We start from the raw sequence: 16,543 nt of genomic DNA on the forward strand, positions 1-16,543 counted from the left end.
GATGAAGCTCCTTTTACTCGCTTTTCATAAAACCTATACACAATTGCTTATTATATAGGAAGAATGGTTTTGGCGCAACCGCATCACGAGGATGCGATCTCATCGCCGCTGCGCACGCGCTCGGCAATCTGGTCAATTTTACGAAGTCTATGGTTGATTCCTGACTTCGAGATCGGACCGGACTCGAGCATCTCCCCGAGCTCCTGTAACGAGACGTCTTGATGCGTGACGCGCAGTTCGGCGATTTCCCGCAATTTTTTCGGTAAGACGTCGAGTCCGACCGTCCGTTCCAAGAACTTGATGTTCTCGACTTGGCGCAATGCCGCACCGACCGTCTTGTTCAAGTTGGCCGTCTCACAGTTGACGAGACGGTTGACGGAGTTTCGCATATCTTTGATGATTCGTGCGTCTTCGAACTCCAACATACCCCGGGTCGCCCCGATCAACTTGAGGAAGTCCGAAATCTTTTCACTTTCTTTCATATACAGGATATGCCCTTTTTTCCGTTCGAGCGTCTTCGCATTCAACTCAAACCGGTTCGCCAAATCACGTAGTGCCTGGTTATGGTTTTCGTACAAGCTATAGATTTCGAGGTGGTACGAGGACGTTTTCGGATGGTTGATTGACCCGCCTGCGAGGAAGGCGCCACGCAAGTAAGCGCGCGCTAAGTTCTCGTCCCCCGTCATATCCGAGTTCAGTGTCCGAATCATCTCGTAATTCTCTCCGAGGATCTCAAGATCCCGAAGCATCGTTTCCGCATGCTGTGACACTCGGACGATGTAGACGTTGTTCTTTTTCAAACGCATTTTCTTCCGTACGAACAAGTCTAACGGATGGTCGTAAAGGCGTTTCATCAACGAGTAAATCCGCCGGGCGATCGAGGCGTTCTCCGTCGAGACATCTAAGGTCATACCTCGTCCAAGGGCGAGCGAGATGACCCCGTTCATCCGAACGAGTGCCGACAGTTCCGCTTTCGCTTCCGTGTCGGTCACTTCGAGTTGTGTCAATTCTTTCTTCACATCTGAGGCAAAGCTCATCGAGTCCCCCTCCTTTCTATCTTTCCAACAATCTTTATTTCAGTTCCAATTCTTGAAATGAGCGCGGCTTCTTGATGCGGAGTACCCGCTGCATGACGAGTCCGGCGATGGCGTCGGAATCATGACGGATATACTCCCGATTATAGTCGACGATGTCCCCAGCGAGAACGTTCGTGCCATAGTTCCGGAGCTTCTTCCGATCGAAACGGACCTCTTCCGATCCATCCTCACGGTAACGCTCCAAATACTCTTCTTCAATCGGTTCGTTGTTGACGACAATCGTGTCAATCGATGCCTTCCCAAGGTACGACTCGATGACTTTCAAGTGTTTCATCGCGTCATAGCCTTTCGTCTCACCTGGTTGCGTCATCACGTTACAAATATAGACGACCGGGACTTTCGAGCGGATGATGGCTTCCCGTACAGCTGGGATAAGCAAGTTCGGGATGATACTCGTATAGAGACTCCCTGGACCGAGCACGATGACATCTGCCTCTTCAATCGCCTCGACGACGCCCGGGGCCGGTTCAATGCCTTCTTCGAGTAAAAACATCCGTTTGATCGGTTGCTCATGAAGGGGGATCTTGGATTCCCCTTGGACGATGGTGCCGTCCTCAAACTCGGCTGCGAGGGTCATGAGCGTCTCAGTCACCGGCAATACTTTTCCTTGTGCGTTCAAGAGCTGCGACATGACATCGATCGCTTTGACAAACGAGCCTTCGCAGATGTGGGTCGCCGCCGTGAGCATCAAGTTTCCAAGGGAATGCCCTTCTAAACCAAATCCCGTATCGAAGCGGTATTGTAAAATCTTATCCATTAACGGTTCGACTTCCGACAATGCCAAGATGACATTACGGATATCGCCCGGAGGCAACATATGAAACTCGTCACGAAGACGTCCCGAGCTCCCCCCGTCGTCCCCGACCGTGACGATTGCCGTGATATCGAGTGGATAATGTTTCAACCCACGAACGAGAGTGGACAATCCTGTCCCTCCCCCGATAGCGACTACTTTCCGATCTCGTCTCATGTCACTTCTCCTTCGTCGCGTGAGCGAGGTCTCGGTGGACCGTTTTCACATTATAACGTTCAGCAAAGTGCTCCGACACTTTCTCAGCGAAGGTAATCGACCGATGCTTCCCACCGGTGCAACCGAATGCCACGACGACTTGCGTCTTGCCTTCCCGTTTATATTGCGGGAGAAGGAACTCGAGCATGTCGATCAACTTTTTATAAAATGCTCGTGCCTCCGGATGAGACATGACGTATTCCTGTACTTCTGTCGTCTGACCCGTGAGTGGACGGAGCTCAGGGATATAGAATGGGTTCGTGATGAAGCGAACGTCGAACAACAAGTCGATATCGAGCGGAACCCCATGTTTGAAACCGAACGACATGAAGTTGACTGTGAACGGGATCCGTTCTTCATTGAATTGTTGGAGGATGCGGTCCTTCAACATCTGAGGCTTCAATTCGCTCGTATCATACAGCGTGTGAGCCCGATCACGGAAACCTTCTAACAGTTCGCGCTCCATCTTGATGCCGACAAGTGGCGCATCTTCCGGTGCGAGCGGATGGGACCGTCGCGTCTCTTTATAACGGCGAACGAGCACGTCGTCCCGCGTCTCTAAATACAACAGGTGCGGATGCACATTCTTTTTTTCCAAATCGTCGATGACGATGAATAAGCTATCGATAAAGTCTCGTGTCCGTGTATCGATGGCGACCGCGATTTTCGGTCGGACCGAGCTGATGACATCAATCAATTGTGGCAAGAGCACCGGTGGCAAGTTGTCGACACAAAAATAGCCGAGGTCCTCGAAACTATTCATGGCGACCGACTTCCCAGCCCCGCTCATCCCACTGATGATGATCAATTCTTCTAATCCTTTAAAGTCTTCCATCTCGCTGACGCCCCCTTAAAATTGACAACCTAGCCGTGTGTGTAGCTCTCTCCATCTAGTATAACGAACGTCCGAAAAAAAGAGAAGGACCGCGGTTCCCCGCAGTCCTACCTTCTTGAATCATGCGTTTTGTTCTTGCAACGATTCGAGGAGCCCCTCGATGAAGTGTTGAGCATTCTGAGCGGCAATCGACCCGTCGTTCGTCGCTGTGACGACTTGACGGAGCGTTTTCTCACGGACGTCACCGGCCGCGAAAATCCCTGGGATATTCGTTTCCATCGCCTCGTTCGTGACGATGTAACCTTGTTCGTTCGTGATGCCGAGGTCTTGAACGAATCCTGTAATCGGGTTCATCCCGATATAGATGAAGACGCCGTCAATCTCGTGGTCTGTCTCTGTCCCGTCAACTGTGCTGACGAGACGAGCTCCACCGACTTTCCCGTCTTTCTCTGTGATTTCTTTCAATGTGTGGTTCCAAATGAAATCGATTTTCTCATTGTCGAACGCACGTTTTTGAAGAATCTTCTGAGCGCGAAGCTCATCGCGACGGTGAACAATCGTCACCTTGTTCGCAAAGCGTGTCAAGAAGACACCTTCTTCAACAGCCGAGTCGCCACCGCCGATGACGAACAAATCTTTCCCTTTGAAGAACGCTCCGTCACATACCGCACAGTACGATACGCCACGGCCACCGAGTTCTTCTTCTCCCGGTACGCCGATTTTCTTATACTGAGCACCAGAGGCGAGGATGATTGCACGTGCTTTATAGTCACGGTTGTGCGCATGCACGATTTTATATTGTGTTTCATCCGAGATGCTTTGCACGTCCCCATATGCATACTCCGCACCGAACGCTTTCGAATGGTCGAACATTTTTTGAGACAAGTCAGGACCAAGGATGCTGTCATAGCCCGGATAGTTCTCGATGTCTTCCGTGTTGGCCATCTGACCACCTGGAATCCCACGTTCAATCATAAGTGTTGAAAGGTTCGCACGTGAAGCATATAGCGCAGCGGTCATTCCGGCAGGACCGGCACCGATGATAATGACGTCATAAATTTTTTCTTCTGTCATGTTGATTCCACCTCTGCAAGAAATTGATTGCCTTTAGTATAAGAAACCTGTAAGGGTATCGTCTATCTTTATGCTTGTTCGAGTGTCCGTTTGAACGAACGAACCGTCTCTGTCAACGTGTCGACCGAGAGATGGAAGGCGTCCGCACAATCTTCGAGAATCAATGCGTCCCGTTTCGTATAAAACATCCAGACGAGCGCAGCGGCCGATGCCGTTACGTCCATGAATGATTCATCAGACAACAGAAGCGTCGCGAAACGTTCATAGAAGTCGCCCTCTAGGCTCATCCGTTCCGCTTCTGATACATGTGCTTCAGCCAAGACGAGCGCATCAAACGCACGCTTGATCCGGACGTCTCCTTTGAACGGTTGCTGACAAAGGTCGGCACGACACATCTCTGCGAACGCACGGACCGTCTCGTTTTCCGTCACCGCATTCGTGAGCGCAAGCGCTTCGAACGCTTCGTCATCTTTTAAGTTGGCGATGATTCGGATAATCTCGATTCGAGCCAAGTCGCTCTCTTGACGCAATCCTTGGACGAGTGCCGAACGAAATTCGAGGTTTTCTCGGATGTCGAAGCTTTGTTTCTCTTCAAACTGTTTCATCTCTTCATTGTTCAAGTAGGTGGCTGCCTCTTCAAGTCGTCCTGTCTTATAGGCAGACACGCTGAGCCAATGCCCAAACAATGGGTCCCCACGGAATCCGCGGTCTTTCAATAGACGCAGTTCTTCATATGCACGGTCGTAATGTCCGACAAGCGCGAGTGTCGTCGCCAATTTATAACGTAAGTCAAATTGGAGTGGACGGACACGTGTGAGCGGTGTCGACAACTGCAGGGCCACTTCCGATTGACCCGCTTCATGGAGCAAGAGAATCGTGTTCAAGATCGCATGCAAGTTGCCTGGATTTTGGTCGAGCACGTATTCGAGCGTCCGGAATGCCGCTTGATCATCACCAAGGTAAAAACTGACGACCGACAGATTGTTGTATGCTGGCCAAAACGATGGATATTGACCGATGAGACGCTCGAGTGTCGCCTTTGCCGCAAACAATCGTCCTTTATCGATTTGACGCTGCGCTTCCGTATGCCACGTGATCAATTCGTCTTCTTCCTCGTCCTCTAACTCTTGTTCGAGTTCGATCAGTTCAAGAAGGGATTGCACGGCTTCCGTGAAGTGACCTTTTGTGTCACGGGCGAGATATTCGGATGCATAGTGCGCCGCTTCCTCATATTGAGAGACATAGGCACAGTTGCTTGCTAAGTGATACAGTGCCTCTGTTGCGGTCTCATCGAGCTCTAATACTCGTTTCCACACGTCATTGGCGTGGTAGACCTCCCCTACTTCAAATAACAGTTCTGCGTACTGTTTATGATAGTCGACGCGATGCGTGGCTGCCGCTGTCGCTTCAGCCATGAAAAAAGTCGCTTCATCCAGGCGACCTTCACGTAACGCACGACGACCTCTATAGTAGTGGAGCTCCGCAGCGAGCGGAGATTCTGGTTCGGGTAGCGTCATTACTGCTTCATAGTTCGCTTCCATATTCTAAATCCTCCACATCATCTCTAAATCTTTTTTAGTTGCAGGGATAAGAATACCGCACTCGAACAACGAGGGCAACTGAAAAAGTCAAAAAAAATTGCGACTATATTCCCTCTATAATGAATATTTTTTACTAGGTTCAAAAATTGTTTTTGAACGAAAATATGATAGCTTCATTTCTGTACATTTATCCATGAAAAAGCGGCATCTCTTTAAAAAAAAGTGATACCGCTCAAGTATTATTGATTCTGTATGAACAAAATGCTCATGAAAACATTTTGCGAAAAATTGTGTCAAATATGTGTCAACGATTGAAGCTTTGAACCGATGACCCGCTCTCCTGGTAAGACGTCACGGTGCACGACCGCGCCCGCGCCGATGACGGCACCGTCCCCGATGGTTACCCCTGGCAGGATGGTAACGTTCGCACCGATCAATACGCCATCACCGATGATGACGTCCCCGATCCGATACTCGTCTACGAGATACTCATGACAGAGAATCGTCGAATTGAATCCGATGACCGTATTGCGACCAATCGTGATACGTTCCGGGAACATGACGTCCGGTGTGACCATGAGAGCAAGGGCACTATATTCTCCGATATTCATCCCGAGGAACGTCTGGTAAAGCCAACGCTTTGCCTTCACCGACGGAAAGTAACGACCGACCAGAACGACCGTCGTGTTTTTGAAGACACGCAGAAAGCGAATCGTCTGATACATTTGCCAAAGCGGATTCGGTCCCTCGATGTGATATCGTGTCGTCTTACGCATGAATACTGACCTCGTCTAGCCACGCCTCGAAATGTTCCATCGAGTCGATGATGACGTCCGGTTCGAGCGATTCGAGGAATGGACGCCCTTTGAGGGCCCAGCCGACAGCGACCGTCTTCGTTCCGGCATTTTTCCCGCTGAAGATATCCGTGTCGTTGTCTCCGACCATGACGGCGCGTTCTGGTGACGAGTCGAGTGCTTGTAGTGCACGCTCGACCGGTTCAGCGTGAGGTTTTTCGTTCTCGACATCATCCGCTGTCACGACGACGTCAAATAAGTGGTCGATATTGAACAATCGAAGACCGCGCTCGACGACTGGACGACCTTTCGACGTGACGATGCCCATCTTGTATCCTTTCGCATGAAGGCGATATAGCCCCTCGATGACTCCTGGGTACTCTGCGACGAGTTGGTCATGCATGGCGATGTTGAAGCTCCGATAGAAGGCTTGCATCTCTTTCCATTCCGGCTCGTTGAGTTCACGGAACGACTTTTCGAGCGTCGGTCCGATGAATCGATAAATGTCTTCATCCCGATACGTATGTTCCGGGAAATAATAGTCGAAAGTATGGCGGAAACTCGCGATAATGAGTGGGTTCGTATCGAGTAATGTACCGTCTAAATCAAATAAGATCGTATCCATTAATCAAACAATCCTTTCTCTGATGGGTCGTTGTAACGTTTCGCCTTGCGACGAAGAATCATCGTGACGATACCGAAGAGGATCAAGGCGATTGACACCATTTGCGCCGCACGCAAATCTCCTGACATGAGACTGTCCGTACGAAGTCCCTCGATATAGAAGCGACCGATTGAGTACCAGACGAGGTATGACAAGAAGATATACCCACGTCGTGGATTGCCAATCATGCGCCACGCGACGAGAAGGATGACCCCGATGATATTCCATACACTTTCATATAAGAAGGTCGGGATATAATAAGTCCCATCGATATACATCTGATTGACGATCCAGTCTGGTAACATGAGCGTATCTTGCAAGAAACTACGCGTCGTCTCGCCACCATGTGCCTCTTGGTTCATAAAGTTTCCCCAACGCCCAATGGCTTGTCCAAGAAGAAGCGATGGCGCCAAGATGTCCGTCACTTTCCAGAACGACATCGACTTTCGCATACAATAGACGATGACGACAAGGAGAGCACCGAAGATGGCTCCATGAATGGCAATCCCACCTTGACGAATGTCGATGATTTGTCCGAGGTTCTCTGAATAATAATCCCATTGGAACGTCACGTAATAAATGCGCGCGAAGACGATGCTGATCGGAATCGACCAGATGACGACATCCACGAGTCGTTCCGAATCATAATTGATACGTTTTGCTTCGTATAAGGCGAGGACGAGACCAAGCATCGCCCCGAAGGCGATAATCATGCCGTACCAATAGATTGGCAAAGAGCCAATCTCAAACGCCACACGATCAAATGTCGGTTCTACCATGCTCACAAGTCTCCTTCAGTATCCTGAATCGCGTTCGCGAGACGTTCCGCGAACTCTTCAGCCGTATTGATTCCCATATTTTGCAGACGATAGTTCATCGCTGCGACCTCGATGATGACTGCCAAGTTTCGACCAGGTCGAACGGGGATGGTCAAGAGCGGAACTTCACTGTCGATGATTTTCATCGTATTGTGGTCGAGTCCGACACGGTCGTATACTTTGCCCGCGTCCCAGTTCTCCAAGTTGACGATGAGACTGATCTTTTTATGCGACCGAACCGCACCCGCACCGAACAACGTCATGACGTCGATGATGCCAATCCCACGAATCTCGAGCAGGTGACGAATGAGCTTCGGTGCTGATCCGACGAGGAGCTGGTCCCCCGTTTGACGAATCTCGACTGAATCATCGGCGACGAGGCGGTGCCCCCGTTTGACGAGTTCAAGTGCCGTCTCAGATTTCCCGACACCACTCTGGCCCTTGATGAGGACACCAACACCGTAAATATCGACGAGCACACCGTGCATCGCCGTCATCGGTGCTAGTTCCATCTCTAGGAAGTTCGTAATTTGTGATTCAATCGATGTCGTCACCGCATTCGTCCGCATGAGAGGAACGTTTGCCGCTTCCGCCTCTTCTTCGATTTCTTTTGGAATATCGAAGCCACGCGTGATTAAAATTCCTGGCGTCTGTTCCGTACACAAGATTTTAGCTCGTTCACGACGCTTCTCTTCCGAGAGGCTCGCATAGAATGTCAACTCCGTCTTCCCAAGCACTTGCAGGCGGTTTTTGGCATAGTGCGTATAATAGCCAGCAAGGACGAGACCCGGTCGACTCAGGTCGGGTGTTGCGACCGGTCGATGAAGTCCTTCCTCTCCCGCAATAACTTGAAGTTTAAAACGCTCAACAACTTGAGCGGTACGTACGATATTTTGCATCAGTATCTGCCCCTTTCACGCTCATTATTGTATCATAGCTCTTTCTAAGACGGGCTAGGGAAGTGATGAAGAACGTGTCAAAAAATTGTTGAAACCATCCTATTACACCGTTCGTATGTAGGGTATAGGCTAACTAGGAGGTGGAATAATGGAAGGTTTATTTGGAATTGTCATCTTATTTGCGCTAGTGATTGGAATTGGGTCCCTCGTTTACATCATCAAATCGTTAATCGATATGTGGAAAGAATATGCCGCGACGAAAAATGAGACGATCTTGCTATTGTTCATCTTGAACATCATCGGATTCTTCTTGTCCGGAGCGCTCATCTCCATGATTGTCGCCATCATCTTCTATTGGAATCGCTCGAAGTCGATGCGCCTTCTTGGAATCATTCTCTTGATTGCCGGACCGGTCCTCTTCATCGTGTTTGCTATCAGCGCCTTCACTCTGTTTGATACACAGATGATGGATTGGCAACAGATGGAGTACGAAATGAATCTATAATCAAAAAATCCCGAAGGCTGAGCCTTCGGGATTTTCTTATTGTTGATGGAACGGATTGTTCAAATCGCCCGGGTCGACAGGATCGACCGGGTCAGCCGGTTCCACTTTATCTTCATCGAGGAATGTGGATGGCGTATAGACCGAACCGTGCTCCAAATCGATTGTACCGGTACGCGTCCCCGCCTCGACTTCGATACGAGGGGTTTGACCGCGACCCGATAAGAATTCCAGACGACGCTGTGCGACGTCCTTGCGGTCACGGATGATTTCGAGCTCATCAAGCAAGCAATGCAGACCACCGAAATTCGTCTCGAGCTCCCCTTCGACCTCGACGCCGTGTGGTAACACGAGTCGAATGTTCCCGGCGAGTGACGCGAGTTCAAACTTCGCAGGACGAGCTGTCGCCAGTTCCGCGCGGATGTTTCCGTTCCCGGTCTTGAGGGAGGCTTTATCGTACTTCCCACCGACGATGACGGCACCGTTTCCGGTCCGAACGTGAACGAGTTCCGCTTCGACACCTTCGACCTCGACCGTCCCATTACCAGTGTTCAGTAATAGTTCGGATGCATGCACGTCATGGAGCACGACACGCCCGTTTGCGGTTTGCACACGAACGTTCTCGACATCGAGACCATCGGCACGGACTTCACCGTTCAACGTTTGAACAAGAAGATGGTTGAAATGGTGGTGCGGGACGTACAGTTCCACGTGGGCCCGGACGAGTTTATCACGGAGCGAAACGACGAGACGATCACCAATGACAGAGTGCTTAACCGCAGACTGTAACTGTTCGAGCGCCTTATCCGCATCTTGTTGGCGAAGCGGACGACCCGTGACAATCAGTTCACAATCTTCGGCATCAGACGAAACAATCGTCGCCGACGCGTTGAACAGGTCGAGCGAGATATCGCTACCTGTGAACGGGAACGACTTCGAATACGTCACTTCCGGACCAAAGTTCGAGCTGAATGAGAAGTCGCTGTCGCGAAGTTTCGTCACGAGCCCTTCCACTGCAGATGTCAGTTTCGTTGTGAGCGATTCAACCGAATAGGCATCGACCTTTTCTGTATCCTGTCGCTCTTCAAGCGCTTGAACCTGTTCCGGTTCAAGTCGCTCGAGACGTTCGAGTTGCGTCATCGCCTCCTCGATCGTCATCTTGCCTTCCTTCACTTGCTGGAGAATCAGTTCACGCATTTCTTGTTTCACGTTCGTTTTCCCCCTTCAATTTGGTTGCACGTCAATTACCTTCCCGTTTCTCACCATTTCTATACTTATTTCTTTTTTCCTGCTTTCGGTTTCACTCGGGCTGCATCTCGTTCGAGAACCGGCTTCAAATACTTACCGGTATACGAGCCTGACACTTCCGCGACTTCTTCTGGTGTCCCCGTTGCGACGATGAGTCCGCCACCATCTCCACCCTCTGGTCCGAGGTCAATCAAATAATCGGCCGACTTGATGACATCGAGGTTATGCTCGATGACGAGCACCGTGTCCCCGTTCTCGACAAGACGTTGCAACACTTTCAACAAGCGCGCGATGTCGTCGACGTGAAGACCGGTCGTCGGTTCGTCCAGAATATAAATCGTTTTCCCGGTCGACCGTTTATGAAGTTCCGAAGCGAGTTTGACACGCTGGGCTTCCCCACCCGAAAGTTCCGTCGCCGGCTGACCGAGTTTCATATAGCCAAGACCGACGTCATAAATCGTTTGAATCTTCCGCTTGATTTTCGGAATCTTGTCAAAGAATTCGAGTCCTTCCTCAATCGTCATATCAAGGACGTCTGCGATCGTCTTTCCTTTGTACTTCACTTCGAGCGTTTCACGATTATAGCGTTTCCCATGACAGACCTCACACGGAACGTAGACGTCAGGAAGGAAGTGCATCTCGATTTTGATGATCCCATCCCCACGACATGCTTCACAGCGCCCGCCTTTAACGTTGAAACTGAAACGTCCCTTCTTGTAGCCGCGCATCTTCGCTTCATTCGTCGAGGCGAAGACGTCACGAATATCATCAAAGACACCCGTATACGTGGCCGGGTTCGAACGAGGGGTCCGTCCGATCGGGGATTGGTCGATATCGATGACCTTATCGATATGCTCAAGTCCTTCAATCTTCTTGTGCTTGCCTGGCTTCGCTTTGGCCCGGTTCATATTGTGCGCGAGCGATTTATAGAGAATCTCATTGATGAGGGTCGATTTACCCGATCCCGAGACCCCTGTTACGGCAACGAACATCCCGAGTGGAATGGAAACGTCGACGTCTTTTAGGTTGTTCTCTTCTGCTTTGACGATCTTTAAGAAACGTTCGTCTGGCATCTTCCGTTCAGCCGGAAGTGGGATGAACTTCTTCCCAGCAAGATATTGACCGGTGAGCGAGTTTTTATTTTTCATCAGTTGTTTCGGCGTCCCGGCCGCAATGACCTGTCCGCCATGTTCTCCTGCGCCTGGTCCGATATCGATCAAGTAGTCGGCTTCCATCATCGTGTCCTCGTCATGCTCGACGACGATGAGCGTGTTGCCGATGTCCCGCATCTGTTTGAGGGTCGAAATCAACCGATCGTTATCACGTTGATGAAGACCGATGGATGGTTCGTCAAGGACATACAAAACACCCGTGAGACGAGACCCAATTTGTGTCGCGAGACGAATCCTCTGCGCCTCCCCACCCGAGAGTGTTCCAGCGGCACGAGAGAGCGTCAAGTAGTCGAGACCGACGTTATTCAAAAAACTGAGTCGTTCCCGAATCTCTTGGAGGATGAGACGGGCGATGGCGATCTCTTTCTCGCTCAACTGCTCGTTGAGTCCTTCAAAGAACGCGAGTGCGTTCACGACCGATTTCTCCGTCACTTGCCCGACGTGCTGACCCGTGATCTTGACGGCGAGCGACTCTTCTTTCAAGCGATAGCCGTGACATGTCGGACACGCATGTGTCGCCATGTACATTTCCATCTGCTCACGGATATAGTCGGATGTTGTCTCCCGGTAACGGCGCTCGATGTTACGGAGCACCCCTTCAAAGAAAATGGTATTCGTCCGCACTTGACCGAAGTCGTTCTCGTAGCGGAAGAGGAACGATTCCTCCGAAGATCCGTTCAAGACGAGGTCCTGATCACGTTTTGATAGGCGCTCGAACGGCACGTCCATGTCGATGTTGAAATGCTGGCACATCGCAGCCAAAAGTTGTGGATAGTACTGGGAACTTGTCGGTTGCCATGCGGCAATCGCCCCCTCTTTCAACGTCTTCGACGGGTCCGGGATGACGAGTTCTGGGTCGACGTCTAGTTTCGTCCCAAGACCATCACACGTCGGACATGCACCGAATGGCGAGTTGAATGAGAACATCCGAGGTTCGAGTTCGCCGATGGAGAACCCGCAGATCGGACAGGCGTGATGCTCACTGAAGAGAAGCTCGGTGCCATCCATCTTATCGATAATGACACGGCCGTCCGCAAGACGTAATGCCGTCTCGAGTGAGTCGGCGAGGCGCCCTTCGACGTCAGGTCGGACGACGAGGCGGTCGACGACGACTTCAATCGAATGCTTCTTGTTTTTATCGAGCTCAATCTCATCCGTCAATTCAATCGTTTCACCATTGACACGGACACGGACGAATCCCTCTTTCTTTAACGAGTCGAATACTTTCACGTGCGTCCCTTTCCGACCCGACACGATTGGCGCCAAAATCTGGAGTCGTGTCCGCTCCGGCAACTCCATCACCTGGTCGACCATCTGCGAAATCGTTTGACTCGAAATCTCGATGCCGTGGTTCGGACAGACCGGTTTCCCGATTCTTGCAAACAATAGACGAAGGTAATCATAAATCTCGGTCACCGTCCCGACCGTCGAACGCGGGTTACGACTCGTCGTCTTCTGGTCAATTGAGATGGCCGGGCTAAGTCCTTCAATCGTATCGACGTCTGGCTTATCCATCTGTCCAAGGAACTGACGGGCATAGGCGGATAAGCTCTCGACGTACCGACGCTGTCCTTCCGCATAAATCGTATCGAACGCAAGTGACGATTTCCCGGAGCCGGACAAGCCCGTCAAGACGACGAGCTGGTCACGTGGGATATCGATGTCAATATTTTTTAAATTGTTGACGCGTGCCCCTTTGATGACAATCGCATTTTTCTTTTCAGCCATTTAATTCCCTACCTTCAACTCCAAGATTAAGTCACGCAATTCGGCCGCGCGTTCGAACTGGAGATCGCGTGCCGCTTGCTTCATTTCTTCTTCCAACTTGGCAATCGCCGCCTCGCGTTCGGCCGGCTTCATCGTACTGAGCGATTCGAGTGCTTCCTCTTCCGCCTCGACCGTCGCCCGAATGACCCCTCGGACGTCTTTTCGAATCGTCTGCGGGGTGATGCCATGTTCTTCATTATAAGCCTGTTGAATCGACCGACGACGATCCGTCTCTTCGATGGCACGCGCCATCGAATCGGTCATCTTGTCCGCGAACAAGATGACATGTCCGTTCGCGTTACGCGCCGCTCGTCCAATCGTCTGGATGAGCGAACGATCGGAACGAAGGAATCCTTCCTTATCGGCATCGAGAATCGTCACGAGGCTGACCTCTGGAATGTCAAGACCCTCCCGCAACAAGTTGATTCCGACGAGCACGTCATATTTACCGAGACGAAGGTCACGAATGATTTCGATTCGCTCGAGCGTCTTGATTTCGGAGTGCATATAGTTGACCTTGATTCCCGCTTCGCGTAAGTAATCGGATAGGTCCTCTGCCATCTTCTTCGTGAGCGTCGTCACGAGCACGCGCTCGTCGCGCTTGATGCGTTCGCGAATCTGATCCATCAAGTAGTCAATCTGACCTTTGATTGGATGAATCTCGATTGTCGGATCAAGTAACCCGGTCGGACGGATGATTTGCTCAATCATGTTCGGCGTATGTTCGAGTTCGTACGGACCTGGTGTCGCCGAGATGAAAATCGCTTGTGAGACTTTCTTCTCGAACTCATCGAACTTGAGCGGACGGTTATCCTTCGCCGAAGGGAGACGGAAGCCGTGGTCGACGAGCACTTGTTTCCGTGCCTGATCCCCGTTGTACATCCCGCGTACTTGCGGGAGCGTCACGTGCGACTCATCAGCAACGAGTAAAAAATCTTCCGGGAAGTAATCGATTAACGTGTACGGGGTTGAACCTTCAGGCATCAAGTTCAAGTGTCGCGAATAGTTCTCGATTCCTGAACAATACCCCATCTCACGCATCATTTCCAAATCGTAATGCGTTCGTTGCTCGAGTCGTTGCGCTTCTAAGAGCTTCCCTTCTTCGCGGAACTTCTCAAGTTGTTCCTCAAGTTCCGCTTCGATGTTGACGATTGCCTTTTGCAATTTTTCGTCGCGTGTGACGAAGTGGGATGCCGGGAAGATGGCGACGTGATCACGGTCTGCGATGATTTCACCCGTCAACGGATCCATCTCACGGATGCGGTCGATCTCGTCTCCGAAGAACTCGATGCGCATGCAGTGTTCGTCACGCGATGCTGGGAAGATCTCGACGACGTCCCCGCGGACACGGAAACGTCCACGCTGGAAATCGATATCGTTTCGTTCATATTGAATGTCGATGAGTTTACGTAACATCTCGTCACGTCCCATCTCTTTCCCGACGCGAAGGCTCAAGACGAGGCTCCGATATTCTTCCGGGTTACCGAGACCATAAATACAGGAGACAGATGCGACGATGATGACGTCATCGCGCTCAAAGAGAGCCGACGTCGCCGAGTGACGCAGCTTATCGATTTCATCATTGATTGAAGCATCCTTCTCAATGAACGTATCCGTCGACGGCACGTACGCTTCCGGTTGATAATAGTCATAGTAACTGACGAAGTACTCGACCGCGTTGTTCGGGAAGAACTCTTTGAACTCCGAGTAGAGCTGACCGGCGAGCGTCTTGTTATGGGCGAGGACGAGTGTCGGCTTCTTTACTTCTTGAATGACGTTCGAGACGGTAAACGTTTTACCCGTACCCGTTGCACCGAGGAGCGTCTGATACCGGTCACCTCGATTTACACCTTCGACAAGCTGTCGAATCGCTTCAGGCTGGTCGCCTCCTGGTTGAAATTCAGATTGTAATGCAAACGGAATCGATTCCATAAGATACTCCTCACCTTCTCATTTCATAAGTGTCTTGATTATACCATAGACACGAACAAATATTCGCTTATTAGCTTGTAGGTTAATTCATTTTATTTCTTTTTTTCATTCAATCCATTGTTCATTTCTTTTTCCTTTACTGTCTCAAAAGAAACATCTTGTTCCATCCAAATCATCACATCAAGATTTCAACAGAATCACTTTTGTGGCATAAAGCATTACACTTTTCAGATTGGACTATGTCCCTAGTAAATTGGAATGCTTGAAATATCCAAAAAAAACATCCACTTCGTGAACGTTTCGCTCTGCTTCTTAACTCTTTTGTGAAGTTTACAGCTGTAAATGTGAACATTTGTAGGAAAAAAGTAGGATTTTTTAAAAACACTGTTTTAAAACGCTTACATTTTGGGCATATAATGAAGTGGTAAGTCAAATTGCATAAGGGAGAAAGGGGAGTATCACATGTCAGCATTTGTCAGTGAAATTATTGGTACGATGCTATTGATTCTGCTCGGTAACGGTGTCGTCGCCGGCGTCGTCCTCCGCCATTCCAAAGCGGAAAACTCTGGCTGGATTGTCATCACAATGGGTTGGGGTCTTGCCGTTATGGTCGGGGTCTACGCAGCCGGAATTTACGGAGGCGCTCACATCAACCCTGCCGTCACGATTGGTCTCGCGACAGCAGGCGAATTCCCATGGGCTGATGTCCCACTTTATATCCTCGCTCAGTTTATTGGAGCCATCATCGGGGCATGTTTGGTTTATGTCCACTACAAGCCGCACTATGATGCGACAGACGATCCTGGTTTAAAACTGGCGACGTTCTCGACAGCTCCAGGTATTCGAAGCACGCCGTACAACTTGATTGGTGAGATTATCGGAACATTCGTCCTTGTCTTTGCATTGTTGTCATTCGGGGCAAACACATTCGCAGACGGACTCAATCCACTCATCGTTGGTTTCTTGATTGTATCGATTGGTCTTTCGCTCGGTGGTACGACGGGATATGCGATCAACCCGGCACGTGACCTTGGGCCACGTATCGCACACGCATTCCTTCCAATTAAAGGAAAAGGATCTTCAGATTGGGGTTATTCATGGATCCCGGTCGTCGGTCCGATTATCGGTGCGATTATTGCCGCACTCATCTACGGTATTCTCGTCCCTTAACACATAATTTTGAAGGAGGAA

The 16,543-nt window shown here is 50.3% G+C and carries 14 protein-coding genes; 2 read left to right on the plus strand and 12 right to left on the minus strand.

Annotated features, from left to right (window positions below):
- Positions 1 to 83: 83 nt before the first annotated feature.
- From whiA to hprK, 9 genes are all read right to left on the minus strand, one after another.
- Complete coding sequence (whiA, locus tag Q9R25_RS06930) at positions 84 to 1,037, minus strand: DNA-binding protein WhiA (protein WP_159562637.1); 954 nt, start codon at positions 1,035 to 1,037, stop codon at positions 84 to 86.
- A gap of 34 nt (positions 1,038 to 1,071) precedes the next feature.
- Positions 1,072 to 2,067: a gluconeogenesis factor YvcK family protein gene (locus tag Q9R25_RS06935; protein WP_074036285.1), complete on the minus strand. Its 996-nt coding sequence runs from the start codon at positions 2,065 to 2,067 to the stop codon at positions 1,072 to 1,074.
- 1 nt (position 2,068) lies between these two features.
- Entirely contained in the window at positions 2,069 to 2,941 is an 873-nt protein-coding gene (rapZ, locus tag Q9R25_RS06940; RefSeq protein WP_031422867.1) for an RNase adapter RapZ, read from the minus strand.
- A gap of 120 nt (positions 2,942 to 3,061) precedes the next feature.
- The gene (gene trxB / locus Q9R25_RS06945; protein WP_074036283.1) at positions 3,062 to 4,015 is read right to left on the minus strand and encodes a thioredoxin-disulfide reductase; all 954 of its coding nucleotides are present in this window, start codon (positions 4,013 to 4,015) and stop codon (positions 3,062 to 3,064) included.
- Between the two features lie 68 nt (positions 4,016 to 4,083).
- Positions 4,084 to 5,556 carry a tetratricopeptide repeat protein gene (locus Q9R25_RS06950; protein ID WP_196430994.1) on the minus strand — a complete coding sequence of 491 codons (1,473 nt, stop codon included), beginning with the start codon at positions 5,554 to 5,556 and terminating at the stop codon, positions 4,084 to 4,086.
- Between the two features lie 293 nt (positions 5,557 to 5,849).
- The gene (locus Q9R25_RS06955) at positions 5,850 to 6,332 is read right to left on the minus strand and encodes an acyltransferase (RefSeq protein WP_074036278.1); all 483 of its coding nucleotides are present in this window, start codon (positions 6,330 to 6,332) and stop codon (positions 5,850 to 5,852) included.
- Positions 6,325 to 6,975 (minus strand): pyrophosphatase PpaX, encoded by a 651-nt coding sequence (gene ppaX, locus Q9R25_RS06960; RefSeq protein WP_159562639.1) that lies wholly within the window; start codon positions 6,973 to 6,975, stop codon positions 6,325 to 6,327. The genes Q9R25_RS06955 and ppaX overlap by 8 nt, the downstream gene beginning before the upstream one ends.
- Positions 6,975 to 7,793 carry a prolipoprotein diacylglyceryl transferase gene (gene lgt / locus Q9R25_RS06965; RefSeq protein ID WP_074036274.1) on the minus strand — a complete coding sequence of 273 codons (819 nt, stop codon included), beginning with the start codon at positions 7,791 to 7,793 and terminating at the stop codon, positions 6,975 to 6,977. The genes ppaX and lgt overlap by 1 nt, the downstream gene beginning before the upstream one ends.
- A 2-nt stretch (positions 7,794 to 7,795) precedes the next feature.
- A complete protein-coding gene (hprK, locus tag Q9R25_RS06970; protein ID WP_012726929.1) occupies positions 7,796 to 8,731 on the minus strand; it encodes an HPr(Ser) kinase/phosphatase in 936 nt (311 codons plus the stop codon).
- A gap of 148 nt (positions 8,732 to 8,879) precedes the next feature.
- On the opposite strand from hprK, the gene Q9R25_RS06975 reads away from it, so the two are divergent.
- Positions 8,880 to 9,236, plus strand: coding sequence for a hypothetical protein (locus tag Q9R25_RS06975; RefSeq protein WP_012726930.1), 357 nt, complete (start codon positions 8,880 to 8,882; stop codon positions 9,234 to 9,236).
- 36 nt (positions 9,237 to 9,272) lie between these two features.
- Here the strand turns inward: Q9R25_RS06975 and Q9R25_RS06980 are convergent, their stop codons facing one another.
- From Q9R25_RS06980 to uvrB, 3 genes are all read right to left on the minus strand, one after another.
- Positions 9,273 to 10,442, minus strand: a complete 1,170-nt coding sequence (locus Q9R25_RS06980; protein WP_012726931.1) for a DUF4097 family beta strand repeat-containing protein — start codon at positions 10,440 to 10,442, stop codon at positions 9,273 to 9,275.
- Between the two features lie 65 nt (positions 10,443 to 10,507).
- Positions 10,508 to 13,381: an excinuclease ABC subunit UvrA gene (gene uvrA / locus Q9R25_RS06985; protein WP_047795081.1), complete on the minus strand. Its 2,874-nt coding sequence runs from the start codon at positions 13,379 to 13,381 to the stop codon at positions 10,508 to 10,510.
- Complete coding sequence (gene uvrB, locus Q9R25_RS06990) at positions 13,382 to 15,352, minus strand: excinuclease ABC subunit UvrB (RefSeq protein WP_047795080.1); 1,971 nt, start codon at positions 15,350 to 15,352, stop codon at positions 13,382 to 13,384.
- 462 nt (positions 15,353 to 15,814) lie between these two features.
- Between uvrB and Q9R25_RS06995 the strand changes: the two genes are divergently transcribed.
- Complete coding sequence (locus Q9R25_RS06995; RefSeq protein WP_047795079.1) at positions 15,815 to 16,522, plus strand: MIP/aquaporin family protein; 708 nt, start codon at positions 15,815 to 15,817, stop codon at positions 16,520 to 16,522.
- Positions 16,523 to 16,543: the final 21 nt, after the last annotated feature.

The sequence above is a fragment of the Exiguobacterium sp. BG5(2022) genome, from assembly GCF_031844365.1.
Taxonomy (GTDB): Bacteria; Bacillota; Bacilli; order Exiguobacteriales; family Exiguobacteriaceae; genus Exiguobacterium; species Exiguobacterium profundum.

Bases quoted from the DNA above. Each gene is read 5' to 3' on its own strand.
- whiA (WP_159562637.1), bottom strand. From the start codon at position 1,037: ATGAGCTTTGCCTCAGATGTGAAGAAAGAATTGACACAACTCGAAGTG.
- Q9R25_RS06935 (WP_074036285.1), bottom strand. From the start codon at position 2,067: ATGAGACGAGATCGGAAAGTAGTCGCTATCGGGGGAGGGACAGGATTG.
- rapZ (WP_031422867.1), bottom strand. From the start codon at position 2,941: ATGGAAGACTTTAAAGGATTAGAAGAATTGATCATCATCAGTGGGATG.
- trxB (WP_074036283.1), bottom strand. From the start codon at position 4,015: ATGACAGAAGAAAAAATTTATGACGTCATTATCATCGGTGCCGGTCCT.
- Q9R25_RS06950 (WP_196430994.1), bottom strand. From the start codon at position 5,556: ATGGAAGCGAACTATGAAGCAGTAATGACGCTACCCGAACCAGAATCT.
- Q9R25_RS06955 (WP_074036278.1), bottom strand. From the start codon at position 6,332: ATGCGTAAGACGACACGATATCACATCGAGGGACCGAATCCGCTTTGG.
- ppaX (WP_159562639.1), bottom strand. From the start codon at position 6,975: ATGGATACGATCTTATTTGATTTAGACGGTACATTACTCGATACGAAC.
- lgt (WP_074036274.1), bottom strand. From the start codon at position 7,793: ATGGTAGAACCGACATTTGATCGTGTGGCGTTTGAGATTGGCTCTTTG.
- hprK (WP_012726929.1), bottom strand. From the start codon at position 8,731: ATGCAAAATATCGTACGTACCGCTCAAGTTGTTGAGCGTTTTAAACTT.
- Q9R25_RS06975 (WP_012726930.1), top strand. From the start codon at position 8,880: ATGGAAGGTTTATTTGGAATTGTCATCTTATTTGCGCTAGTGATTGGA.
- uvrA (WP_047795081.1), bottom strand. From the start codon at position 13,381: ATGGCTGAAAAGAAAAATGCGATTGTCATCAAAGGGGCACGCGTCAAC.
- uvrB (WP_047795080.1), bottom strand. From the start codon at position 15,352: ATGGAATCGATTCCGTTTGCATTACAATCTGAATTTCAACCAGGAGGC.
- Q9R25_RS06995 (WP_047795079.1), top strand. From the start codon at position 15,815: ATGTCAGCATTTGTCAGTGAAATTATTGGTACGATGCTATTGATTCTG.